The organism is Cupriavidus sp. PET2-C1, from assembly GCF_054515855.1.
In genome coordinates this window covers 327,913-352,619 of record NZ_JBTNRJ010000003.1, presented here as the reverse complement: position 1 = coordinate 352,619, position 24,707 = coordinate 327,913, and the positions used below count along the sequence as shown (strand labels likewise).

Genomic DNA, 24,707 nt, shown 5'->3' with positions numbered 1-24,707 from the left:
CGCAGATTTTTTGATTGTGACCATTGACTAAAGTGGTCACAAGAACCAGAATGAAAGCCCAGATCATCTTGTCGATGGGGCTTTCATGCTTTCTCGTTGCTTTGTTACCTCTATCGTTATTGGTGCGTTGTCGCTCGCTTTGAGCGCTTGCGGCGAAAAGGCCCCTGCCGATCCGCGCACCGAGGCACCGTTGGTGCGTGCCGCGTTCGTTCAGCCCGTCGCTTCCGCGTCGCGTTCATTCACGGGGGTCGTCGCTGCCCGGGTGCAGAGTGATCTCGGGTTCCGCGTGCCCGGCAAGGTGTTGGAGCGGCTTGTGGATGCCGGGCAGACCGTCAAGCGCGGGCAGCCGCTCATGCGCATCGACCCTGTCGATCTGAAGCTCGCCGCGCACGCACAACAAGAAGCCGTGAGCGCCGCGCGAGCGCGCGCGCACCAGACGGCGGAAGACGAAGCCCGCTACCGCGATCTGCGCGGAACTGGCGCCATTTCCGCCTCGGCCTATGACCAAGCGAAGGCTGCGGCGGACGCCGCCAAAGCCCAGCTGAGCGCAGCGGAAGCGCAGGCCGATGTTGCGCGTAACGCCAGCCGTTACGCAGAGCTTGTTGCCGATGGTGAAGGCGTGGTCATGGAGACGCTGGCCGAGCCCGGCCAGGTCGTCAACGCAGGGCAAGCCGTCGTACGGCTGGCCCACGCTGGCCGACGTGAAGCGGTGGTCCAGTTGCCGGAAACGTTGCGGCCGGCGATCGACTCTGTCGCACAAGCCACGCTTTTCGGTAAGGAAAGCGCCGGTGTACCTGCCAAGCTGCGGCAACTGTCGGATGCTGCCGATCGGCTTACCCGCACGTTCGAAGCGCGCTATGTGCTGGATGGGGAACTGGCCAATGCGCCGCTGGGCGCCACCGTGACGATCCAGATTCCCGATCGGCTTGCCACCGTGCAAGGCGATCTGCAGGTGCCGCTTGGTGCCGTGTTCGACGCCGGCAAGGGCCCGGGTGTGTGGGTCATCCAGGGTGATCCGGCGAAGGTGTCGTGGCGATCCGTCACCATCCTGCGCCTCGGCGACGAAAGCGCTCGGGTTGCTGGCCAAGTCAAGCAAGGGGACCGGATCGTCGCGCTTGGCGCACAACTGCTGCGTGAAGGACAGCAAGTCCGTGTGGCAGGGCAAGGTGCCAGGACTGCCATCGCGGGGGTGCGCCTGTGAGCCAAGGTCGTTTCAATCTATCGGCGCTCGCCGTGCGCGAGCGCGCCATCACGTTGTTCCTTATCTGCCTGATCTCTCTGGCGGGTCTCATTTCCTTCTTCAAGCTGGGCCGCGCGGAAGACCCGGCGTTTACGGTCAAGGTGATGACCATCATCACCGCGTGGCCCGGCGCGACGGCGCAGGAAATGCAAGACCAGGTGGCCGAGAAGATCGAAAAGCGCATGCAGGAGCTGCGCTGGTATGACCGCACGGAAACGTACACGCGGCCGGGCCTGGCGTTCACCACGTTGACCCTGCTCGACAGCACGCCGCCGTCGGAAGTGCAGGAGGAGTTTTACCAAGCGCGCAAGAAAGTCAGCGACGAGGTGGCCAACCTCCCGCCCGGCGTGATCGGGCCGATGGTCAACGACGAGTATGCGGACGTGACCTTTGCGTTGTTTGCGCTCAAGGCGCAGGGCGAACCGCAACGTGTGCTCGTGCGAGATGCGGAGACGCTGCGTCAGCGCTTGCTGCACGTGCCCGGCGTGAAGAAGGTCAACATCATCGGCGAGCAGTCGGAGCGTATCTATGTCGAGTTTTCCCATGACCGGCTGGCGACGCTGGGCGTGAGTCCGCAAGAGGTTTTTGCCGCGCTCAACAGCCAGAATGCGCTGACGGCAGCCGGCTCGGTGGAAACGAAAGGGCCGCAGGTATTCATCCGTCTGGACGGCGCGTTCGACGAGCTGCAGAAGATTCGCGATACGCCGGTTGTATCGCAGGGCCGAACGTTGAAGCTGTCGGACATTGCCACGGTCAAGCGTGGCTACGAGGATCCTGCCACGTTCATGGTGCGCAATGGTGGCCAGCCTGCCTTGCTGCTGGGCATCGTCATGCGCGAAGGCTGGAACGGGCTGGACCTGGGCAAGGCGCTCGACAAGGAGGTGGGCGCCATCAACGCTGACATGCCGCTCGGCATGAGCTTGACCAAGGTGACCGACCAGGCAGTCAACATCGCCGCTGCCGTCGATGAGTTCATGCTCAAGTTCTTCGCCGCGCTGCTGGTGGTCATGCTGGTGAGCTTCGTCAGCATGGGTTGGCGCGCGGGCCTGGTGGTGGCCGCGGCCGTGCCGTTGACACTGGCGGTCGTCTTTGTGGTGATGGCTGCGACAGGCAAGAACTTCGACCGCATCACACTTGGATCTTTGATTCTGGCGCTCGGCTTGCTGGTGGACGACGCCATCATCGCCATCGAAATGATGGTGGTGAAGATGGAAGAAGGCTACAGCCGCGTCGCCGCTTCGGCATATGCATGGAGCCACACTGCGGCGCCCATGCTGTCGGGCACGCTGGTGACCGCCGTCGGCTTCATGCCCAATGGTTTTGCGCGATCCACCGCGGGCGAATACACCAGCAACATGTTCTGGATCGTCGGCATTGCGCTGATCACGTCCTGGGTGGTCGCAGTGGTGTTCACGCCTTACCTAGGCGTAAAGATGCTGCCCGACTTCAAGAAAGTCGAAGGCGGCCACGATGCGATCTACGACACCCCGCGTTACAACCGCTTCCGTGCGCTGCTCGGGCGTGTGATTGCGCGCAAATGGCTGGTCGCGGGTTCGGTCGTCGGGCTCTTTGCCTTGGCCATCCTCGGTATGGCGGTGGTCAAGAAGCAGTTCTTCCCAATTTCGGATCGGCCTGAAGTGCTGGTCGAGGTGCAGATGCCCTATGGAACATCGATCAACCAGACCAGCGCGGCCACCGCAAAGCTGGAGGCTTGGCTCACCAAACAGAAGGAAGCCAAGATTGTGACGGCTTACGTTGGCCAGGGTGCGCCGCGCTTCTATCTGGCGATGGGGCCGGAACTACCGGATCCGTCGTTCGCCAAGATCGTGGTCCGCACCGACAGCCAGGAAGAGCGTGACGCGTTGAAGCAGCGCCTGCGCCGGGCGATTGCCGACGGCCTCGCCCCCGAGGCGCGCGTACGGGTCACGCAGCTCGTGTTCGGTCCGTACTCTCCGTTCCCGGTTGCCTATCGCGTGACCGGCCCCGATGCGGAGACGTTGCGCCGCATCGCGGCCGATGTTCGGCAAGTCATGGACGCCAGCCCGATGATGCGCACGGTCAATACCGATTGGGGGATGCGCGTACCGACGCTGCACTTCACCTTGCAGCAGGACCGCTTGCAGGCCGTGGGGCTGACCTCCAGCGCCGTCGCGCAACAACTGCAATTCCTACTCAACGGCATTCCGGTGACGGCGGTGCGCGAGGACATCCGCACGGTGCAGGTGACCGCCCGCTCGGCCGGCGACATCCGACTGGATCCGACCAAGATCGGCGACTTCACGCTGGCAGGCGCCAGCGGGCAACGCATTCCGCTCTCGCAGGTGGGCAAGATCGATGTGCGCATGGAAGAGCCCATCATTCGGCGGCGCGATCGCATGCCGACGATCACGGTGCGAGGCGATATCGCCGATGGCCTGCAACCGCCCGACGTTTCGACAGCCATCAGCGCACAGCTTCAGCCAATCATCGAGAAGCTGCCCAACGGATACCGCATTGAACAAGCGGGTTCCATTGAAGAATCGGGCAAGGCGACGAAGGCCATGCTGCCGCTGTTCCCGATCATGCTGGCAGTCACCCTGCTGATTCTCATCTTCCAGGTGCGGTCCATTCCGGCGATGGTCATGGTGTTCCTGACCAGCCCCCTCGGCCTGATTGGCGTGGTGCCAACGCTGATTCTGTTCGGGCAACCGTTCGGCATCAACGCGCTGGTTGGCCTGATTGCGTTGTCGGGCATCTTGATGCGCAACACGCTGATCCTGATCGGGCAGATTCAGCACAACAAAGACGAAGGGTTGGATCCGTTCAGGGCCGTTGTGGAAGCCACGGTCCAGCGTGCGCGGCCGGTGATCCTTACCGCGTTGGCCGCCATCCTGGCCTTCATTCCGCTGACCCATTCGGTGTTCTGGGGCGCGCTCGCCTATACGCTCATCGGCGGGACGTTTGCCGGGACGATCTTGACTCTGGTGTTCCTGCCGGCCATGTACTCGATCTGGTTCAGGATCCGGCCCGGCAGCGCGGCCGATGCGCAGCGTGATCGACGCGAGACCGTGCAGGCCGCCGGACAACTGGCGTCCGAGTCATATTGAATCGCGAGGGCATGTTTCCGCCGCATGGCCCCTTGATTTCAATCCACTTGCATTAAAGCGACTTTTAGACGGGACATTGGGTGCATGGCCTCCACCCAAGGCGTGCTGCTGCGCGAGAGGTCAAAAAAATCGTAGTGAGGAGACAAAATATGAAGGTAAATCCAATTCTTCTGGGCTCCTTGAGCCTATTTTCTGGCATGACTTGGGCTCAGTCTAACGTTATCCTGTACGGCGTTGCAGATATGAGCATGGAATACGCAAATCACGTCGGTACGGTGCCATTGGCAAGCAATGGGTTCAATAGTGGGCCCGGAAAAAACGTCTATCGAATGGATTCTGGTGGCCTGTCCGGGTCGCGCTGGGGGATTCGCGGCACAGAGGATATTGGTGTCGGTCTGCAATCCATTTTTGTCCTTGAGAGCGGCGTTAGTCTCGATAACGGAACCCAGATGCAGGGTCGACTTTTTGGCCGCCAGGCGTTCGTTGGATTGCAAAGCAGCTCACTCGGAAAATTCACATTCGGGCGTCAATACACATCGCTGTTCGATTCCATTGCGAATTTTTCACCAACGATCTACGCAACGCAATACTCACCAACCGTACTTCTTCTTGGTCCGGCCTATCGAGAAGACAACACGGCGAAATATAGCGGCGCTTTCGGTCCCTTCACTATCGGTGCCCATTGGTCCTTTGGAACAGGTCTTGCGTTACCCGCCACCGCGCCAAGCACAATCCCGCTCACAGGAACCGGAGAGGTTCCGGGGCAATTTCGCAGAGACTCTGCGTATGGCGTTGGAGTGAATTATTTTGGTGGAAGTTTTGGAGGCGCGCTGGCCTTTGACGAATTCAATCCGAGCATGGTGAACGGGACGGGAGGTTTCAAAAAACTCGCGGTTGCCGGAAGTTATGCTGCGGGGCCTGCAAAGCTAATGGCCGGCTACCGCTGGGGAAAGAATAGAGATGGGGCCGGAAGTGAAATCCTGCGAGACGATTTCTATTGGATCGGCGCAAACTACAAGTTGACACCGGGTGTGGATTTCACTTTGGAGTACGCGTATGACAAGATTCACCGAAGAGTGGGTGAATCGCAAATGGGCAATCCATGGCAAGTAACGGCAATCGCGAATTATTCATTCTCCAAGCGCACAAGTGCCTACGTTGTAACTTCTTTCGCAAAGAACGCGGGACTCAATCTTGATAATAGCGCCGTAAATTACGCCAACAGTCTGGGGACAGGGAATAGCTACGCCCTCGGTGCAGGCGAGACCTCCATGCTCGGGGTAGGGCTTGGGATCCGTCACACGTTTTGAGTGGCGTTTTGAGATGCCTTACAAGAATATTCAGATGGTATTTTCCTCAAGGAGCGAAAAATGATTACCAAGTCGGTAATTTTGGGCGGGTTCGCCGTCGCGGTGCTGGTGGCCTCGAGCTTCACAACGGTTGCGCCCACGCGAAGCAAGGGAGAAAAGAGACGCACTTGGGGGGACGTTGCGCTCCACGTCAAGTTCGACGCCAAAGGCAATGCGGCGAAGTGGGGACCCTTCGATCCGTTCAGCGATGGCACGCGAACTGGCACGCCCGATCCACATGTGGACACCGCGAAGTTCAAGGTGCTCGACACGTTCGCTACTGGCTTCGACATGCAATCGACCGACAGCGAGTCGCAAAGTAACAGGTTGACCTGAACACGTTGCTTCCGATGTTGGGCGCTGCGTAAGCAGCGGCAAACTTTTGCACCCGCCTGCCCATGTTACCTCCGTGCTCTCTCGACCTTGGGGCAGGCGGTCTTTTTTTCATATCCGATTGCTTTCCCAACTAGCCGATCCAGTCGCCAATGACTCGCGAGGCGTGCTGCAACATCTCGAAGCGATGTCGGTACGCAAACTGCTCCTTGGGGGTGCGAATCGCCCGCTCGATCATGCCGTTCTGCTCCGGTGAGTATGGCGTGATGAACTCCTGGCGCAGGCCGTAGCTGCGCGCCAGAGCGGTGTAACTGCGACTGGTGAAGACCAGGCCGTTGTCCGAACGTAGCGGGAACGGCTCGGACACACGCCCGAGGGTGCCGAAGCGCGCAATCAGCGCTTGCTCGAGCGCCGCATCGGCGGTCTCGGCCTTGTCACTGTGAGAGAGATGCCAGTCCAGCAGCTCGCGGGTATGGCAGTCGATCACCAGCGCCAGCGAAACCCAGCCGTCGCGCCCGGTCCAGATCCGGCACAGGTCGCTCGTTCGGCGCTCGTTCGGCGCGCAGCCACGGACGGCAGCGCCTGGATGCGGGGCCGAAATCCCGCCGCCCGCTTCTTGACTTGCCAACCCATCAACTGGAACACGCGCTGCACCGTCTTCTTGTTCAGGTCGAGCAGATGCGCCACCTTGCGGTAACCGAAGGAGGGGTTCTCCTCAATCATCGCCTTGATCGGCTGTGCGAAGCGCTCCTACTCCTTTGGCTCAGCCTTGGTGGACTTGTAGTACCGTGCGCCGGCGCACACCAAACCAGCGACACCGCTTGATGATGAAAGCCTCCACGCCTTCGGCAAGCAATCCCTGCCGGACCGACTCGATCACTTGCCGTCCTCGCCCAGCAGGGACTAGAGCTATTTTTCGTGCACGCTGCTCCAACATGGCTTCGCCAATAGGCTTCCTGCAGTTCCCGGAGTTGTCGCTCGCAGTGTTCCCGGATATCGAGCGGTTTGGCGCGCAAGGCATTCTCCATCCCCTTCTTGGCCTCATCCCGCCCAGTCGTCGATTTCCGACGGGCCAGGCCAAAGGAGCGACTGGCTTCTGCCACCGTCGTCTTGCCCTGAATGATTTCCATTACCAGGGCCGCCTTGCACTTCGCTGTCCAGCGCTTGATATCGTCGTCCATCAACAGGCTCATCTGTGTTTCGTTCAAGGGTAACACCTGAGCAAGTTTTCATCAGGTCATTACAGCGGAATATTGGAACGGGACGGCAACGATGAGGATGCGAATGCCTGAGCGACTCGTGGCCTTCTCGAAAGCGGACATCCGTGTCATGGTTCTGGTCAGCCTTCGCCAGCGATCCGCGGTCGCCATCTGCAACCACCGGCTGCAGCGCTTCGACGGCGACGCGGTCACCTTCCAGTGGAAGGACTACAAACATGGGGCCGCAAGCCGGGCCATGAACGATTTGGCGGCCGCTGAAGTCGTTAGCGCTCAGTGTGTAGGGCGGGTGTTCCTGACCTTGTAGAAATCAGGCTGGCAGTGCGTGCCCAGGCCTGCAGCAGGCTGGTGAGCTGGGCTCTAGCTTCTTAGACGACGGTGGTCGTATAGTCTTCTACCCACTCCCCGCCGTCGCCGCGGCCGCGTGAGGCCATGTCGTCGATCACGTCAAGATCGGCTCCGTCACCGTGCCGATCACGTCGCCCGGCAAAGCCGACTTGATGCCCGCCATCAGCGCGCCGGCCGTCTCGGAGCAATTAGGAATGCGAGGCTTGAGCAGCCAATGTTCGCCCAGCAGGGCTTGGCGCCAAATCCGTGCACGTCTATCAACTTCTGGTGCTGATTGTGATGGCAGTCAGCCGATCGAATTGCCGCGCTGTCGCCCAATCTCCCAAGACACCCACCGCCCCGTACCGTCGCGGCAAGCTGCTGTCCCAGCCGCGGCTCGATGCACCAGGCTGAATCCCTTGCCGCCATCGAGCATGGCGTAGCGCCCGCTGGCGAGCATGACGCTGCGCCGGTACCCGCGCATAGGCCCGATGCCGTGCAAAGTCGGCGGGCAAAGAGCCCATCCCGATCAGGGTCATGCCGCCGCTCCCGCTTCTTCATGCCCTGCCAGCCGGCTTTCGTCCGGCGGCCTGGTGGCGCTGATGATCAAGATCAGTTGGCATTGCAGTGCCCACGTACATCACGCTCGAAAGCACCCTGACGACGAGCGGCACGTAAGGCATCGGGCCAGAGCTGCGAGCAACCTGTCTCGTTTTGCCAAACGCTTGTCCCTCCTAACCATGCCGCAATGGGCTACCCGGAGCACGATGGAAACCACTGCAGCCGGAATCCGACGACCAGGCCATATCAACAGTCGAGGGAGTTGCCGGCGAGGTGCATCGCATATGCCTGGCCCTGAGCCAGGAGCGTAACGATTCCAGCCAAACCAACGCGGAGAAGCCAAACTATGACGGATCAACAGACCCCAAAGGAACAACAGCCATCCCTCTACATGCGGCTGGGCGGCTATGACGCCATCCACCAGTTCGCCGGTGCCGTCCTGAGAAAGACGATGGCGCATCCGGTCATCGGCCATATCTGGGCCCATATGTCCGAATCGACCTTTCAGAAAGAACACATCAACTTCGTCGACTTCCTGTGCAAGCACTGGGGCGGCAATACCGTGTACCGCGGTCGAGACATGGTCACTGCACACCGCGGCATGGGGCTCACCGAGGTGCACTGGCAAGCCGTGATGGATTGCCTGGAAGCATGCTACGACGACTTCGCGCTGCCGCAGGAGTTGCGAAAGGAAGTCAACGACTTCCTCGTCAAGTTCAAGCCGGCCGTTATCGGCAGCCCTTCATATCGCGACGTCGTTCTCGCCCATCCCGAAATGGATGTGGCCAAGGGGATGAAGAGCGTCGGGATTACCTGGCCGAAGAAACCAGAGGACCCGTCTGCAGCGAGCCTCACGTCGGACGCTTAGCCCCTCTGCTGATTGAGCCCGCAACGGGATCGAACCATTCACCGATCAAGCGAGTTTTCGTCGCCGCTAGGCACGGCGGGGGCGCTCGACCTTGGCTGGACACAGGGAACGAGAAACAGGAAAGACCTATGGCTATCGCACGCCCGACTACCGAAGAACTTCAGCAACTCGCCAGTCGATTGCACATTCAGCTTACACCCGAGCAGTCTGACGAGTACCTGGCCCTGATGCAGGCCAATTTCGACGCTTACGACCTGATCGACGAACAGCCTGACGACATTCCGGAAGTGCGCTACCCGCGCGCCGCCGGCCACCGCCCCGCCGACAACCAGAACCCCTACAACGCCTGGGCCTGCAAGACCGAAGTGCAGGGTGCGGCCGGCGGCAAGCTGGCCGGCCGCACGGTCGTGCTCAAGGACAACGTGGCCCTCGCTGGCGTGCCGATGATGAACGGCTCCTCAACGTTGGAAGGTTTCATCCCGTCCTTCGACGCCACCGTGGCCACCCGCCTGCTCGACGCTGGTGCGACAATTCTCGGCAAGGCCACCTGCGAGCATTTCTGCCTGTCCGGCGGCAGCCACACCTCCAACCCGGCGCCGGTGCACAACCCGCGCCGGCATGGCCACGCTGCCGGCGGCTCCTCCTCCGGCAGCGGCGCACTGGTGGCCGCCGGCGAGGTCGACATGGCCATAGGCGCCGACCAGGGCGGCTCCATCCGCATCCCGTCGGCGCTCTGCGGCGCCTACGGTATGAAGCCGACCCTCGGCCTGGTGCCCTACACCGGCATCATGCAGATCGAGGCGACCATCGACCACGCCGGTCCGATCACCGCCAACGTGCGCGACAACGCCCTGATGCTCGAAGTCATTGCCGGGGCCGACGGGCTGGATCCGCGCCAGTATGCGCCGAAGGTCGAGGCCTACACCGAAGCCCTGGGGCGGGGCGTCGAAGGCCTGCGGATCGGCATCCTCAGCGAAGGCTTCCAGCTGCCCAACCTAGATCCGCAAGTGGCCGCCAAGGTGCGCGCCGCCATTGCCCGGCTGGAAAGTCTGGGCGCCGTGGTCGGCGAAGTATCGGTGCCGGAGCATGGCCTGGCCGGCGCTCTATGGAGCCCGATCGGCTGCGAGGGACTGACCGCGCAGATGATGCACGCCAACGGCGCGGGCTTCAACTGGAAGGGGCTCTACGACATCGGGCTGCTCGACAAGCATGCCCACTGGCGCGAGCAGGCCGACGCCCTGTCGCCCTCGCTCAAGCTGTGCATGATGGTCGGCCAGTTCGGCCTGGAACGCTACAACGGCCGCTACTACGCCAAGGCCCAGAATATCGCGCGCCGGGCCGTCGCCGGCTACGACCGCGCGCTGGCCCAGTACGACCTGCTGGTCCTGCCCACCGTGCCGATCACCGCCCCCGCGCTGCCGCAGCCGGACTGCTCGATCACCGAGTACATCGCCCGCGCCTTCGAGCTGATCGGCAACACCGCGGCGCAGAACATCACCGGCCACCCGGCCATGTCCATCCCCTGCGGCACGGTCGATGGCCTGCCGGTGGGGCTGATGCTGGTGGGCCGGTACTACGCCGAAAGCACCATCTACCAGGCGGCCGCGGCCTTCGAGGCCAGCGCCGACTGGCAGACGCTCTGACAGTCGCCGTTTTCCCCTTCTCTTTTGCACTTTAAACAGGAGCCCCACCATGAATGCTCATGCTTCCCCCGCACAGACCTCCACCCCCAGCGAACGGGCGTGGGCGTTGCACAAGGTCCTCAAGGACAAGAACCTGATTCCGGATGGCTATATCGAGGGCCTGACCGATCTGCTGGCCAACAAGTTCGATCCGGCCAACGGCGCCCAGGTCGTGGCCAAAGCCTGGACGGACCCCGAGTACCGCGCGCTGCTGCTCAGCGACGGCACCGCCGCCTGCGAGCAGTTCGGCTACACCGGCCCGCAGGGCGAGTACATCGTGGCGCTGGAGGACACGCCGACGCTGAAGAACGTCATCGTCTGCAGCCTCTGTTCCTGCACCAACTGGCCGGTGCTGGGCCTGCCGCCGGAGTGGTACAAGGGCTTCGAGTTCCGCGCGCGCCTGGTGCGCGAAGGCCGCACCGTGCTGCGCGAACTGGGCACCGAGCTGCCCGGCAACATGGCGGTGAAGGTGTGGGACACCTCGGCGGAAACCCGCTACCTGGTGCTGCCGATGCGCCCGTCCGGTACCGACGGCTGGAGCGAAGAGGAGCTACGCAAGCTGGTCACCAAGGACGTGCTGATCGGCGTGGCGCTGCCCCGCGTGAATTGAACCATCCATCGCGCTTCTTCTTCCCCCACCCCTTCTTTTTTCTACCAGGAGATTCAACTATGGACGGTTTTCACGATCTCGGCGGTGTCCAGGGCTTCGGCCGGATTCCCCACACCATCAACAGCCTGAGCTACAAGCCTGTTTTCAAGGACGACTGGGAGCATTTGGCCTACACGCTGATGTTCCTCGGCGCTGATCACATGAAGTTGTTCAGCGTCGACGAGGTGCGCCATGCGGTCGAGCGCATCGAGGTCCGCCAGCAGGCCAACACCAAGTACTACGAGCGCTACGTCATCGCCACGGCCTCGCTGATGGTCGAACAGGGCGTGCTGACGCAAGAGGAGCTGGACGCCGCGCTGGGCTCGCACTTCAAGCTCGCCATGCCGTACAAGTCCAAGGGCCGCCCGGCCATCACCGGCCGCCCGCCTTTTGAAGTCGGCGACCGCGTGATCGTGCGCGACGAGCATGTCACCGGCCACATCCGTGCGCCAGGCTACGTGCGCGGCAAGGAAGGCGTGATCCTGCATCGCACCACCGAGAAGTGGCCCTTCCCCGACGCGATCGGTCATGGCGACAAGAGCGCGGCGCTGCAGCCTACCTACCACGTGGAGTTCAGCAACAAGGACGTGTGGGGCGATGCCTGCGACGACGGCTTCGTTGTGGTGGATCTGTTCGAGGGCTACCTGGACAAGGTTCCGCAGGAAACCGACGTACTCGAGGCCGCCAGCAAGCCCGCCGCCCAGCCGGCACAGGAAGGCATTCCGCTATGAGGCCCGCGGCACCTGGACTGCTGCAGAACAGCGAGGTGCCGAGGATCCCGGTGACCGTGCTTTCGGGATTTCTCGGCTCGGGCAAGACCACTCTGCTCAACCACATCCTACGCAACCGCTCCGGTATGAAGGTGGCGGTCATCGTCAACGACATGAGCGATGTCAACATCGACGCCGAGGATGTGCGGCGCAGCGTGGAACTGCATCGCGGCAGCGACGAATTGGTCGAGATGAGCAACGGCTGCATCTGCTGCACCCTGCGCGGCGACCTGCTCGAGCAGGTCAGCGCATTGGCCCGCTCGGGGCGCTTCGATTACCTGCTGATCGAATCGACCGGCATCTCCGAGCCCATGCCGGTGGCCGAGACCTTCGCCTTCCTCGACAGCGCCGGCTTCAGCCTGAGCGAGCTGGCGCGGCTCGACACGCTGGTCACGGTCGTCAACGGCGAGACCTTTGAGCAGCAGCTGTCGGCGCACGAACCGGTCGAGGCACAGGAGGGTGGCGACGGCCAGCCGCGCAGGCTGTCCGACCTGCTCATCGAGCAGGTCGAGTACGCCAACGTGATCCTGGTCAGCCGCCTGGACGTGATCGGCGCGGCGCGCTTCGCCGAGCTCAAGGCGCTGCTGGCCCGGCTCAACCCGACTGCCGAGATCCTGCCGATGGAAATGGGCCGCATCGACCTTGGCCAGGTGCTGGACACGCACCGCTTCGACCTGCCCAGCCTGGTCAATTCGCCGGGCTGGATGCAGCACCTCGCGGCCGGCGAGCGCCCACCGGAGTCCGACACCTACGGCATCGCGTCCTGGGTCTACCGCGAGCGGGTGCCGTTCAATCCCGGCCGCCTGATGGACTGGCTCGGGCGCGCCTGGAGCAATGGACGCCTGCTGCGTTGCAAGGGCTACATCTGGACCGCCAACCGGTACCTGGACATCGGCATGCTGGTCCAGACCGGCGGTCGCTTCCAGTGGGGCAATGTCGGCCGCTGGTGGCGCTTCATCCCGCAATCAGACTGGCCGCAGGACGACTATCGCCGTCAGGGCATCCTGGAGAAATGGGACGAGCACGCCGGCGACTGCCGCCAGGAGATCGTCTTTATTGGCCAGGACATCGACTGGGACTTGCTGCGCGAGGAACTCGACACCTGCCTGCTGAGCATGGCCGAGGTTGAGGCCGGTCCCGGTTTCTGGGACAGCCTGCCCGGCGCTCGCGACTATGAGGCCGGAGCCACCGCCCCGGCAGGTTAGCGCGATCGGGAAGGGCTCTTCCCACGCGTTCGATTCTGCATAGCACCCGACGCAGGAGCCCAGCAACGGCCTCGGGCGGGCCGCATCGCGCAGTCCGCATCCTCGCCACCATCAAAACGATAGAAACGGAAACTGACATGCGCAATTCACCTCGGCACGCAACGCTGCGAGCGACCCTGACGGCCATTGCTTCCTGGCTGATCTGCGGCGCCGCCCAGGCGGCTGACCTCAACTCGCAAGACCTCATCCCGGCGCCGGCCAGAACCAATGCCATACTCGGCTACTTCACCTACGCCAGCCGGGACAGCTTTTCACCCACCAGCGGATCGACGCTGCGCGAGGGCACGGGGCTGAAGTCCAATGTCGGCATCTTTCGCTACGTCCACTACATGGACATTGGCGGTTTCATTGTCGCTCCGCAGGTGCTCCTGCCCTATGGCCGACTCTACGATGGTTCTCTCGGCGGCGCCCACCTGGACTCGGCCAGCGGCGCAGCCGACCCTGTGTTGGCCGCGCCAGTCTGGCTGGTCAATACGCCGAGCACCACGTTCGCCGTGGTTCCCTACCTCTATGTCCCACTCGGGTCCTACGACGCCGGCCGCACGCTCAACGTCGGGGAAAACCGCTGGAAGCTCGACCTGCAGGTCGGCGGAGTGCAGCAACTCGGCGGGGGCTTCGCGACCCAGCTTTCGGCAGACGTGATGTGGTACGGCCGCAATAACGACGCCTCGGGCACCGGCGTGGGCCGGCTCGAGCAGGACAACAGCTACCAGTTCCAGGGCTGGCTCACCTATGCACCGCCAGCGGACAAGAGCTGGTCATTCGCGGTGGGCTACTCCAAGCTATGGGGCGGCAGGCAACGCCTGGACGGCGTCGATACCGGACAGGCGACGAAGGCCGATCAACTGCGCCTGGAAGTCTCCAAGTTCGTTACTCCCACCGTTCAGCTCCAGGCCCTGGCGCAGCGCGACATTGAGGTCAGCGGAGGCTTCAAGGAAGACCTGCGCGTGACAATACGACTGATGAAGCTTTTCTGAGAAACTTGCTGCCGAAGCCGGCGGTCGGGGGTCGTCCGCCTGCACCGCCCGAGTCGGCTTGCGGCCGACCAACCGCATTGCTGCAAAGCTCGCTCGACAGGCTTGGTCGCATCGTGGTCGGGAAATGCGCAGCCCGACAGCACCCAGTGAAACAAACCGGGCACGCCGGAAAAGCATCGGACGTCTCAAGGGATCAATGCCGGCGGAGCAGCGTCTGCGGCGAGGTGCCGAAGGCCTTGCGGAACGCATGGCTGAAATGGCTGAAGTCGGAAAAGCCGAAGTCCATCGCGGCCTGAGCGACGCTGTGCACATTGCCTCGCTCGATCGCTTCGCGGCTGGCCTGAAGTCGCTCCTGCCTGATGACCGACATCGGGGACTTCTGGTGGCGTGCGAAAGCCCGGGTGACGGTGCGCGTGGAAACGTGGTGTACGTTGGCGATGTGCTCCAGGTTCAACTCCGGGTTGCTGAGATTCCGGAGGATGTAGTTCATGATTCGACCGTAGAGGTCACGCTCGGCATGAACCTGATCCATGTCCTGCAACTCCAGGCTGATCACCAACAGGTCGAGCAGCGTCTGGGAGAAACGTCCGGAAATAGCCGCATTCTCCAATCCCACGGTTGCCGAAGCCGCCTGGCGTAGCATCTCCCGCAGCGGCACGACACCAGGACGCTGGTCGTCGAGCACCATGGCGGTCAAATGCTCCACACCGGGTAGCCGAGTACTCAGCAGATGGCGAGGGATGCGCACCAGATGGTTATCGCCGCCCAAGCTGAAGCGGAAGGTCTGCGAAGCATCGTAAAGAAAGAGGCGATCCCGTCCCAGAACCGCCTGCCGGCCGTCTTGTTCAAGCTGGCCGTAACCCTCATGGCTGAACCCGAGCCACAGGTCGTCGTCCGGTCCGGTGCGTAAATGCCGTGGGGATCGATCCCAGCGATGCACCGGAGCGGATAACGTGCAAATGTCCAACGTGCCCAGGGAGCGCACGCTTAGCCGGCCATCGAAATCACAGTCGGCTAGTGGCTGACTGGCGGCCGGGATGCAATGGCGACAGACCACTTCCTTCCAGAATTCGAAGCGCTGAGGAGCGGTGACGATCGTCGTGGAATACTGGGCACTACTCATGGAATACACCTCACTCATTTCGGTGGGCGCGCGACAACCCGGAACAGTGAATTAGTCTTTGAATGTACTAGGCAAAATGCGTGCCATTTATCGCTCCTATGGGTTGCAGTCTTGCGGGGGCAGGCGCGCTTCCATGTACTTGCGTTTTCAATTTCAGAATCAATGGGTTGAATATCCTTCCTTGCTCATGGTTACATTCTCGTGCGCGATTGGCCGAGAGTATCCCGCGAAACTAATGCACCAGCCTTGCGCGAGGGTGCACCACGGGAGGGAGTAAGGGCATGCCTAGCGATTGGGCTGGGAGGGCAAGCCGCCAAATTCACCGGCGGAGCCTTTAGTTGATAGACCTTCCTCTCGATTGCCCAATTTCCCACGACACACCACCGCCGCGCAACCAGCGAAAACCCCATACCGTGCGTCGAGCACGGCATAGCGTCCACTCGCCAGCATGACGTTGCGCCGGTAGATGCCGGCCACGCGTTGGCCATCGGCCACGGGATGATGCTCCTGCCCGGTGTCGGTCGCGATGTCCTGTGCGGCCTGCGCCAGTTCCCGACTGCGCAGCGTCGCCAGCAGGTTGCGCGCCAGGATCCCGCGCTCGCCCCGGCGCTCGGCCAGCCCCTATTCGGCCAGGAAGTCGGCACGCTGCTGCATGGCGTGTTTCGCCTCACCGCCAAAGCCCAGGCCGCCCAGTCCTCGGCCACCGCCGATCAGTTGCTAGTCGAGCCAAGTCATCCGGCACCTTCCATAGCCCTTCGGCCACGCGCTCCACGATGCCGGCCCGCCGCAGGGCTTCCAGCCGACGAACATGGGCCGCGACATCCTCCTGAGGATCACGGCCAGCCTTGGCCCGGCCTTGCTCGATCGCCAGGTGATGATCGGTGCGGTACGGTACAGGCCATCGCTCGCCAGCGCGGCGATGTTCTTGTCGGCGGCGCGCACCTCGGCGGAACCACACACCTCCACCACCGCACCGGTGGGATAGTCATCTTCGCCATGTCGCGGGAGGTACCGCCGAATGGATCCAGGCGCAGGCACCGGCCTCAAGCTCGGTCAATGCCGCTGCGACAAGGCTTCGGATGGCGCGCTCATGCGCGATGATCAGTCGATGCTGACACAGCCACTGGTGCGCATATGACAGCAGTCGGTCCCGATCGGCGCAATGGAGCACTTCGTCGCGCAGCGCCCGCACAAGGGCTCGACGTTGACGTACCGTTATCCGACGAAACCCGAGCGTCTGGCAGGCCAGCAGTTGATGGTCGGAGAGCGATCGCCCACGCGCGTAGAGCGCCCGCAAGGACGCCAGATCCGGCGTATTGATACCGAGTTCCGTGCCGAGGTGGCGAAGCAGTACTGGTGGCAGGATACTGAACGCATCCAATAGGCAGCCGCTCATGCGCAAAAAGCCAATGTGCAGCGCCAGGGCCAGCTTCATCCTTGGGCCGCGCCGTCGCCCGATCAGTTCGTGCTCGGCGTGGCTGTATGTGAAGAACGTCTGCAATTCGAAACTGCTGAGCTCTCGCGGCACCCCGCGCTACGGCTGACCAACCTAGCCTTAGCCAAGCAGTTGATTTCGCTGGAAATCAGTCTGACCCAATCTTGAACCGACCAATTTTGCATTCCGAATCCTCATGCTGATAAGAATAGTTATCGACATGGACGCGGGTGGCGAGCAAGCCACTCGAAGGCGGTACCTTCAGCGTCAATCCAGGCGTCCGAATAGCTGCAAACCGTTGTGGACATCCACGGCAACGGACATGGACCCGTCCCTCACCCCAGAGAGAAAGTCTTCCGCCACAGCTGCCGGGTCCCTCGGTGGCGCACTGCCTGCGTTAGCAAACTTGAACATCAGCTCTCGCCACGCTTCCGCGTCTGCGATGCCCGTAGCGCTGGCGAACTCATTGCACGCAGATGTCAATCTATCCATATCGGACCATCCTCCCTTGAAGTGGCGTTTACCTACCTAACCAAGTCACAGAGTGATAGCGTTGAAAGCCGTCAACGATCCCGGACTGGAGTGATATTGACCGCCTCCAACACCTGTTGCGGAAACGCCGTCTGTTGGACGCTTCGATTGAAGCGCCAGGAGGCAACGCTCAAATCTGAAGCTATTTCAGCTGAACTGCGCCTGGCTTTCGCCAAACCGACCTGTGCCTGCTCGACGCTATCGCGCGCGACTCGGCCCGCCTTAAGAGGCGGTGGGCAGCCGGGTGGTAGGGCATGATAACGAGCACTTCGCAGATGGAACGGAGAGCGAAGCATGTGCGAAAAAAAGCGCCTGCAGCGCAGTCTGGCTATTTCGCGCGTCTCTTCACGGCAGTCCAGACGGCCGAGTCGCGATGGAAATAGTTAAGTCATTGATTTTTTGGGAATCGTCCGGCGAATTCCGATTCCTCACAACAGGCCGCCAGCTTGTGCCAAAGCTGCCGTCAGCCGCTCCTGCGGCGCCCGAGCGTCTAGCGGAGGACCGGCGGCACGACCGCATGTCATGGCACTTCCAAGCAAGTGGTGGCACCCCAATGCAATCACCAGCGGCGACGTTCCGAGAGACTGAGGCCTCAGCAGTCCTATTTTCACGGAGACACAACATGCCCATCATTGTTTGCGAATGCAAGGTCGGAATCGAAGCTGGCGTCAAGGCCAAGATCGCCAGCGAGTTCACGAGCGCGATCAGGGAGATCATCCTTTCGCCACTCGACTTGATTAGCGTCGTATTCCATGAAGCCACGCCCGACAACCTCTACCGTTCGGGAGAGCCCACTTCCGAAACGCTGATCTTCTGCCACATACGTGATGGGCGCAGCGACGGCGCCATACTATCGCTGGCCAAAAAAGTGAGCTCGATCTGGAGCGCGTGCACCGGGGCAACGGAAGACGAAGTCGAGGTTCTCGTCACACTGTATCCCGCCAAATACGTCGTGCGCGGCGGTGAACGCCTGCCCGAAGCCCCTCGCGTGTGAGGTCCGGCCATCGTGCATCTGCATGCCGGCGACCCAGAACCTGCCAGCCGGACCGCACTACCGAGCGACTCGAGCCGATCCCGCAGCGGTCCGGGCGCGCTCCAACTGAGTCGTGAATCTAACGCCCGGCGGTTCGCCGGCCATGAGGCTCGAAGAGTGCTTGCGCCATGCCATTCGATTCAACCAGCGCGCGCCATGCTCGGACTACCCGGGGCGAGGTATCGGCCCCGCCGCATCCCGAACCTCGTACCGAAGATAGGAGAAGACAAGTCAATGAAGTCAACCCGCCCTAAGCTGGCAACAGCGGATGCAAGCCGCCTGATGCGGACTTCCTGATTCATATATGAGCAAAGTCATCATCACATGTGCTGTCACCGGTGCGATTCATACGCCCTCAATGTCACGGTATCTACCGGTCACACCGGAGGAGATCATTGAAGCCTCTGTCGGCGCGGCCGAGGCGGGCGCCGCGATCATTCACCTTCATGCTCGCGATCCTGTCACGGGCAAGCCGGACCAGAGCCCGGATGCATTTGGCCGATTCTTGCCGCAAATCAAGGTACGCACCGATGCAGTGTTAAATATCACAAGTGGCGGCTCGCCCTACATGACGATCGAGGAGCGCATTCAGCCGTCAATGCGCTTTGCGCCCGAGTTGGCTTCACTCAATATGGGCTCTATGAACTTCGCGCTGTTCCCAATGCTGGCGCGTTTCAAGGAATTTAAGCATGCCTGGGAGCGCGAAGCGCTCGAAGCCAGTCGTGACCTGATTTTCCGAAACACCTTTAAGGATATTGAATACGCCCTAGCGCAATGTGCCGCCAACGACACGCGCTTCGAATTCGAGTGCTACGACGTCAGCCACCTCTACAATTTGGCGCACTTCGTCGAGCGCGGTCTGGTCAAGGCGCCGTTCTTTGTTCAGACCGTGTTCGGCATCCTGGGAGGTATTGGCACGCATCCTGACGACGTGTTGCACATGAAGCGGACGGCCGATCGGTTGTTCGGCAATGACTATCACTGGTCGGTGCTGGGGGCAGGCAAAGATCAGCTTCGCCTTGCAGGAATGTCTGCCAGTATGGGCGGCAATGTGCGCGTCGGATTGGAAGACAGCCTGTGGCTTGGACGGGGCACGCTCGCCGAGAGCAATGCCGCACAGGTGCGGCAGGCGCGCCAGATTATCGAGGGGCTTGGACTCGAAATCGCCAGCCCAAACGAAGCCCGGGAAATCTTGCAATTGAAGGGCATTGGGAACGTCAAGTTCTGAGAGAAGGAACAGGGGCGGCGTTTTTTGCCAAGCAAATCGCGTTGCGAGGTCCATGGGGGTGAGCGCCGAGATCAGGCGCGCCGGTGTGGCCGACGCTGCAATCGGCCAGCAGTGCCTTTCACCGAGATGTGGCGACGCCATCGGCTAGACCTAAATCGCCGATCCACTGTGCTTGATGCCGGGCCCCTCGCGGGCCCGTTGTCTTGGCTCATCGCATCGCTATTGCTTCAGACCAGCACGAGTCGAGCCAAGGTGCACGATGCGCGGGGGCAAAGCGAACGCGGTTGACGTCCATGCGTCAGCGACCCTCCCCATAAGGGGTCGTCACCAGCGACTGATTCGCTTGCGAGGCTAATCGGCTGCGCGCACAATGAGGCTGGACGTAAGGACGAAGTGGAGGTTAGAAATGCATGGTCACCTTGACTCACAAGCTGAATACCGCGAGGTTGGGGGCGATCTCATATCCGGCACCATTGTTGACTCGCGCACCACCCATGTCGAAGTCCTTGCGCGTCGGGCCACCGGGCCCATCTCTTGGCGTTTTCGTCAACCGCGGCTCGCGCTGTTCTGGTTTCGTAACGGCCTCAAAGAGTTGCATCTGCAACTCGATGGCCGCCGCATCCACTCGGGAATAACACAAGGAACAAACCTTGCGCTGTTCCCGGCCTCGATTTCGGTCGAAGGCGAGTTCGACGTAGCACCGTGCTTCGACTACACGGTGGTCTTCCTGGACCCGGCCATTGCCGCCGAAGCCGGCTGCCACTTCAATCGGCCGTTGATTGCCTTTGGCAACGAAGATCTCCAACGTGGACTTTCGGTCCTATGCCGTGAGGCGCGCAATGCAGACAGCCTTTACGGGTTGTTCGCCGAAGGCTGGGCAATGCAAGCACTCGCCCTCCTGGCGCGGGTCGACGGCAGCCAGCGAGCCGCCATTCGGCCGTGCGGTGGCCTCCCACCTAGCAGCTTGCGGCGCGTTATCGACTACATCGAGGCCGACTTGTCGCGACCGTTCACAATCAAGGGCTTGGCGCAAGTTGCCGGTGTCAGTCCCCGACATTTCATGCGGGCTTTTCGAGAAAGTGCCGGGCAGACGCCATTGCGCTTTGTGTACGGTTTGCGTCTCGAGCGGGCCAAAGAGTTCCTCTTGGATCCTCGTCGCACCGCAACTGAAGTCGCCCTGGATTGCGGCTTCAGCCACGCTCAGCACTTCAGCACCGCATTTAAGAAGGCGACCGGCGTCACGCCGTCTGATTTTCGCAGGGCAGCGACGCGCTAATGCGTTAAGCGGCCCCCGGGGTGCCGTAGTGGCGTTGGTCATCGTGATTTTCTTCAAGGACAAAGTTCGGTGGATCGCACATCAAACTAATCCAGACTTCACGATGGCCACCCAGAACGAAATGGTCGCTGCGCGGCAAGCAGCTTCGGGCGACGCCCTACGCGCTTTGCCGCGCAGCGAGTGGCACAAGACTTACCCCACTTCCTGGGACACCAACCGATGGAGAGCTCACGCTCGAAAAACGTCTAGGTTGTCGGTCAACCATTCCGTTAACGAACGTGGGGCCTTTCCGGTCAGTTCCTCGACCGTCGAGGTCGTTTCGGCGATCACAGACTCACGGAACATTTGGTCGAGTCCAACCAAAAGATCGGCTACGAGCGGAGCAAGTCCGGCGCCGAGCAGAGCCTCTCTCTGCTCGGCAGGCGAACGTTCGACGTAAGTAACCGGATGTCCAAGTAGGCGGGCCAACTCCTCTGCCACCTGGTTCATGGTCCACGCACGTGGACCAGACAGGTGGTACGCACGTTGCGACGCCGGCTCGATTTCCTCGAGCAATGCAATGCGGGCCACGTCAGCAACGTCGCGGGTATCGATGAAGTTCACACGCCCGTTACCCGCGGCGCCGGCCCAGGAACCGGCGGCGATGTGTGGCCCCAGACGCTTGAGCACATGGCTGAAAGTGCTAGGGCGCAAGACGGTAGATGCGATCGGCTGCTGTGCCAAATGCGCTTCGATCTGCATGTGCCAAGCGATGGGAAGAAGTCGGGTCGCGGGACCAAGGGCGGACAGTTTGACGATGTGCCGAACGCCTGATGCAACTGCTGCATCGATCAACGCGATTTCGTTGGCGACCTGTTCGAGGGAGGTGCCGTGCGCGATGAAGAGCCGGTCGACGCCGCGTAGGGTCTCCTCAAGCGTGTCCGCACGTTTGAAGTCGACCTCGAATGGGATCACCCCTTCGGGCAGTCGCGCTGTGCTGGGTTGGCGCGTTAGCGCGACCAGGTCGATTGGGTCGGCGGCGAGCAACGTCGTCAATGTAGCGCCAACGCGTCCTGTTGCCCCCGCGATGGCGATCCGAGGTTTCCTGATCTTAGCTTTGGTGGGGTTGATCATGGTTAGTGCCTCTAAGATGTATCATGGAACGAACGATCCACATATCTTGGAACGATCGGTTCACATATCTTGGAACGATCGGTCCAATTTGTCAAAGGGTATTTCAATGAGTGGTAAGCCGCAATACGACGAAGGTGCCGTCATTGATGCAGCCCTGGATGCCTTCTGGCGTCACGGATACGCGGCTACATCGATCAACGTGTTGACGGAAGCGACCGGACTATCGCGTTCAAGCCTTTACCAACGTTTTAAGGACAAAGATGGCCTGTTCCAGATGGCACTTGCAACTTATACGGATCGGGTGCTACGGAGGATGAAGTCATACGAGGGCGGCAGTGCCCGTGCGCGGCTCGAGGCGCTGCTACGGGGGCTGCTGCCGATGGGGTCCCGTCGCCCCCCTGGTTGCCTGCTCACACGAAGCTGTGCCGAGCTAGTCGATCTGCCGGCAGCAGGGCAGGAGGCGGCGCTCTCGGGGATGAGTCAGCAGCGCGATCTGCTCGAAGGTCTGCTTCGGGAAGCAATTGCAGATGGCGAACTGCCAACTGATGCAGATGTCGCTGCGCTGGCTTGGTATTTTCTCGGCGTGATGCAATCGATCTTGAATTTGCCGCAGGCGGGTGCTAGCAGGGGCGAATTGGACCGCATGATCGCCGTTGTGATGTTGGCGTGGCCGGCGGCCGGAGTCGGACAAACGAGATCTTGAGCCTATACGGGATCAAGATCCAGAATTGGAACTCGGCATTGTCATATTTACCCATGCTGCGCTCGGTTTCAGAGCCAAACTTCTTCGGCGCCCAGATATGGAGCAAACTCTGTATGTCCTGGCGGCAGCCGATTCTGGTGCGGCAGCCGCCAAACAGACCATAGCGAAAGTGGAGGCGTTAGCCGAAATCAAGCTCCATGATCGGACCGGAGCCGGCGGCGATCGCCGCTGCCAGAGATTCTATTTCGGGTAGCAGCTTCTTGAAATAGAAGCGCGCCGTCGCGACTTTCGATGCATAGATCGGATCGGCAGAGGCGGCGTTGACGAGCCCGATCGCAGCCATACGTGCCCACATCCATGCTAGACCGACATGACCGGCAAGCCGAAGGTATGATGCAGCAACGCTTCCCAAGGCGTGAGGATCCGCCTTGGCTTGCATCGATACTTCGTGCGTCGCATTCCTCAACACATCGGTCGCGCTCGAAAGCGGGGCGGTGAACTCCCGCAGGACTGGTTTATCGGCATTCGCGTTGATGAACTCCGTGACGAGTGCAAGGAACATCTCCAGCCGTGTGCCCTGGTCGAGGAGAACTTTGCGTCCAAGGAAGTCCATGGCTTGAATGCCGTTGGCACCTTCGTAGAGCGGGATGATACGTGCGTCACGAAGATGCTGTTCGACCTGGTTATCCACGATATAGCCATGTCCACCAAGGACTTGCATTGCCAGGCTGGTACATTCGACGGCGAGGTCGCTGCTGAACGCTTTAACGATCGGTGTAACCAGGGCAGAGAGTTCTGCCGCCTGATGCCGAATCCCGGCGTCATCGCCGAAGTGCTGGGTGTCGGCCAGCTGGCATGCCCACTGCGCGAATGCTCGTGTTCCTTCGATATAGGCTTTCTGAGTCAGCAGCATACGGCGCACATCAGCATGCTCGATAATCGGATCCGCCGGGCTGTTACGGGCCGATGCTGTTGGGGACCTTCCTTGTGTGCGGTCCTTCGCATAGGCCAGTGCCTTCTGGTACGCCGCCTCCATCAGCCCGATTGCATTGACCCCGACAAGGAGCCGCGCGTGGTTCATCATAACGAACATAGCCGCGAGCCCCTTGTCTGGCTCGCCCACCAGATAACCCGTTGCACCATCGAAGTTCATCGTGCAGGTGGCGTTCGCATGGATGCCCATCTTGTGCTCCAGGGAGCCACAAGTGACTGCGTTGCGTTCGGCCAGATCTCCTTCAGGCGACACCAGGAACTTTGGAACAAGGAAGAGGGAGATACCCTTGACGCCGGCGGGCGAGTCCGGTAACCGGGCGAGTACCAAATGGACGATATTGTCCGTGAAGTCGTGTTCCCCTCCCGAAATGAAGATCTTCGTACCGGTTATGCCGAAGGTGCCATCGGCATTCGGTACGGCACGGGTGCGCAAGAGTCCGAGGTCGGTGCCGCAATGCGGCTCGGTCAAACACATGGTTCCCGCCCATTCGCCGGAAGCTAGCTTCGGCAGGTAGAGCGCCCTCTGCGCGTCCGAGCCATTTGCCGCCAGGCATGTGTAAGCCGCCTGCGACATACCCGGATAAGCCGCCCAGGCCATGTTAGCACCAGCGAATATCTCCATGACTGCCGCATTGACCGCGTTCGGCAGTCCCTGCCCGCCATGCTCCGATTGACATGCCAGTGCGGTCCAGCCTGCCTCAGAGAATCGCCTGTACGCGTTCTTAAATCCCTCAGGCGTTGTCACCACACCTGACGAAGGCATGGTGCAGCCTTGGAGGTCTCCAATGCCGTTCAGGGGCGCCAGAATCTCTGTAGCGAACTGACCTGCGGCTTCGATTACCTGGTTGATCGTATCGGGATCGGCAATTTCGGAGCCGGTGGACACGTCGAGCAGCTCATGCAGCACGAACTGAAGATCGCGGAGGGGGGCGTGATAGTAGTTCATAA

At 61.4% G+C, this 24,707-nt stretch carries 21 protein-coding genes and 3 pseudogenes; 15 read left to right on the top strand and 9 right to left on the bottom strand.

Translation table 11 applies throughout. From position 1 onward, the window contains the following. Positions 1-85 precede the first annotated feature (85 nt). From ACX12D_RS35375 to ACX12D_RS35360, 4 genes are all read left to right on the top strand, one after another. On the top strand, positions 86-1,201 hold the full coding sequence (locus ACX12D_RS35375; protein ID WP_459377271.1) for an efflux RND transporter periplasmic adaptor subunit: 1,116 nt from the start codon (positions 86-88) through the stop codon (positions 1,199-1,201). Continuing rightward, the gene (locus ACX12D_RS35370) at positions 1,198-4,326 is read left to right on the top strand and encodes an efflux RND transporter permease subunit (protein ID WP_459377270.1); all 3,129 of its coding nucleotides are present in this window, start codon (positions 1,198-1,200) and stop codon (positions 4,324-4,326) included. The genes ACX12D_RS35375 and ACX12D_RS35370 overlap by 4 nt, the downstream gene beginning before the upstream one ends. A gap of 149 nt (positions 4,327-4,475) precedes the next feature. Continuing rightward, on the top strand, positions 4,476-5,636 hold the full coding sequence (locus ACX12D_RS35365; protein WP_459377269.1) for a porin: 1,161 nt from the start codon (positions 4,476-4,478) through the stop codon (positions 5,634-5,636). A gap of 60 nt (positions 5,637-5,696) precedes the next feature. Beyond that, positions 5,697-6,011, top strand: coding sequence for a hypothetical protein (locus ACX12D_RS35360; RefSeq protein WP_459377268.1), 315 nt, complete (start codon positions 5,697-5,699; stop codon positions 6,009-6,011). A 130-nt stretch (positions 6,012-6,141) separates the two neighbouring features. Here ACX12D_RS35360 and ACX12D_RS35355 read toward each other — a convergent pair whose 3' ends face one another. The 3 genes and pseudogenes from ACX12D_RS35355 to ACX12D_RS35345 all read right to left on the bottom strand — a co-directional run bounded on the left by ACX12D_RS35355 (position 6,142) and on the right by ACX12D_RS35345 (position 7,201). Further along, a complete protein-coding gene (locus ACX12D_RS35355; RefSeq protein ID WP_459377412.1) occupies positions 6,142-6,534 on the bottom strand; it encodes a transposase in 393 nt (130 codons plus the stop codon). Then, complete coding sequence (locus ACX12D_RS35350) at positions 6,492-6,731, bottom strand: hypothetical protein (protein ID WP_459377460.1); 240 nt, start codon at positions 6,729-6,731, stop codon at positions 6,492-6,494. The genes ACX12D_RS35355 and ACX12D_RS35350 overlap by 43 nt, the downstream gene beginning before the upstream one ends. Positions 6,732-6,884: 153 nt before the next feature. After that, positions 6,885-7,201: pseudogene (locus tag ACX12D_RS35345) on the bottom strand (DUF1153 domain-containing protein). A gap of 154 nt (positions 7,202-7,355) precedes the next feature. Here ACX12D_RS35345 and ACX12D_RS35340 point away from each other — a divergent pair. Next, positions 7,356-7,493 (top strand): annotated as a pseudogene (locus ACX12D_RS35340) (IS91 family transposase); the annotation flags it as partial. 366 nt (positions 7,494-7,859) lie between these two features. On the opposite strand, the gene ACX12D_RS35335 reads toward ACX12D_RS35340, so the two are convergent. After that, entirely contained in the window at positions 7,860-8,036 is a 177-nt protein-coding gene (locus ACX12D_RS35335) for a DUF3363 domain-containing protein (protein WP_459377267.1), read from the bottom strand. Between the two features lie 423 nt (positions 8,037-8,459). Here ACX12D_RS35335 and ACX12D_RS35330 point away from each other — a divergent pair, with 423 nt between their 5' ends. From ACX12D_RS35330 to ACX12D_RS35305, 6 genes are all read left to right on the top strand, one after another. Next, entirely contained in the window at positions 8,460-8,981 is a 522-nt protein-coding gene (locus ACX12D_RS35330; RefSeq protein ID WP_459377266.1) for a group I truncated hemoglobin, read from the top strand. Positions 8,982-9,109: 128 nt separating this feature from the next. Then, on the top strand, positions 9,110-10,624 hold the full coding sequence (locus ACX12D_RS35325) for an amidase (RefSeq protein WP_459377265.1): 1,515 nt from the start codon (positions 9,110-9,112) through the stop codon (positions 10,622-10,624). 49 nt (positions 10,625-10,673) lie between these two features. Then, entirely contained in the window at positions 10,674-11,273 is a 600-nt protein-coding gene (nthA, locus tag ACX12D_RS35320; RefSeq protein ID WP_459377264.1) for a nitrile hydratase subunit alpha, read from the top strand. Between the two features lie 59 nt (positions 11,274-11,332). Continuing rightward, entirely contained in the window at positions 11,333-12,043 is a 711-nt protein-coding gene (nthB, locus tag ACX12D_RS35315; RefSeq protein WP_459377263.1) for a nitrile hydratase subunit beta, read from the top strand. Beyond that, positions 12,040-13,287 (top strand): GTP-binding protein, encoded by a 1,248-nt coding sequence (locus ACX12D_RS35310; RefSeq protein ID WP_459377262.1) that lies wholly within the window; start codon positions 12,040-12,042, stop codon positions 13,285-13,287. Before nthB ends, ACX12D_RS35310 begins: the two co-directional genes overlap by 4 nt. A 137-nt stretch (positions 13,288-13,424) precedes the next feature. After that, on the top strand, positions 13,425-14,324 hold the full coding sequence (locus ACX12D_RS35305; protein WP_459377261.1) for a transporter: 900 nt from the start codon (positions 13,425-13,427) through the stop codon (positions 14,322-14,324). 193 nt (positions 14,325-14,517) lie between these two features. On the opposite strand, the gene ACX12D_RS35300 is transcribed toward ACX12D_RS35305, so the two are convergent. The 3 genes and pseudogenes from ACX12D_RS35300 to ACX12D_RS35290 form a co-directional block, all read right to left on the bottom strand. After that, positions 14,518-15,447, bottom strand: a complete 930-nt coding sequence (locus tag ACX12D_RS35300; protein WP_459377260.1) for an AraC-like ligand-binding domain-containing protein — start codon at positions 15,445-15,447, stop codon at positions 14,518-14,520. A gap of 334 nt (positions 15,448-15,781) precedes the next feature. Then, positions 15,782-16,434: pseudogene (locus tag ACX12D_RS35295) on the bottom strand (DUF3363 domain-containing protein); the annotation flags it as partial. Beyond that, a complete protein-coding gene (locus tag ACX12D_RS35290; RefSeq protein WP_459377259.1) occupies positions 16,433-16,975 on the bottom strand; it encodes a DUF4158 domain-containing protein in 543 nt (180 codons plus the stop codon). The gene ACX12D_RS35290 and the pseudogene ACX12D_RS35295, both read right to left, overlap by 2 nt. A 1,060-nt stretch (positions 16,976-18,035) precedes the next feature. On the opposite strand from ACX12D_RS35290, the gene ACX12D_RS35285 reads away from it, so the two are divergent. The 3 genes from ACX12D_RS35285 (at position 18,036) to ACX12D_RS35275 (ending at position 20,950) form a co-directional block, all read left to right on the top strand. Continuing rightward, positions 18,036-18,407 carry a tautomerase family protein gene (locus tag ACX12D_RS35285; RefSeq protein WP_045242993.1) on the top strand — a complete coding sequence of 124 codons (372 nt, stop codon included), beginning with the start codon at positions 18,036-18,038 and terminating at the stop codon, positions 18,405-18,407. A gap of 343 nt (positions 18,408-18,750) precedes the next feature. After that, positions 18,751-19,674, top strand: a complete 924-nt coding sequence (locus ACX12D_RS35280; RefSeq protein WP_459377258.1) for a beta-keto acid cleavage family enzyme — start codon at positions 18,751-18,753, stop codon at positions 19,672-19,674. A gap of 406 nt (positions 19,675-20,080) precedes the next feature. After that, positions 20,081-20,950, top strand: a complete 870-nt coding sequence (locus ACX12D_RS35275) for an AraC family transcriptional regulator (RefSeq protein WP_441641172.1) — start codon at positions 20,081-20,083, stop codon at positions 20,948-20,950. 228 nt (positions 20,951-21,178) lie between these two features. On the opposite strand, the gene ACX12D_RS35270 is transcribed toward ACX12D_RS35275, so the two are convergent. Continuing rightward, a complete protein-coding gene (locus tag ACX12D_RS35270; protein ID WP_459377257.1) occupies positions 21,179-22,063 on the bottom strand; it encodes an NAD(P)H-binding protein in 885 nt (294 codons plus the stop codon). Positions 22,064-22,169: 106 nt separating this feature from the next. Between ACX12D_RS35270 and ACX12D_RS35265 the strand changes: the two genes are divergently transcribed. After that, positions 22,170-22,766: a TetR/AcrR family transcriptional regulator gene (locus ACX12D_RS35265; protein ID WP_459377256.1), complete on the top strand. Its 597-nt coding sequence runs from the start codon at positions 22,170-22,172 to the stop codon at positions 22,764-22,766. Positions 22,767-22,944: 178 nt separating this feature from the next. Here the strand turns inward: ACX12D_RS35265 and ACX12D_RS35260 are convergent, their stop codons facing one another. Then, entirely contained in the window at positions 22,945-24,705 is a 1,761-nt protein-coding gene (locus tag ACX12D_RS35260; RefSeq protein ID WP_459377255.1) for an acyl-CoA dehydrogenase C-terminal domain-containing protein, read from the bottom strand. Positions 24,706-24,707 lie beyond the last annotated feature (2 nt).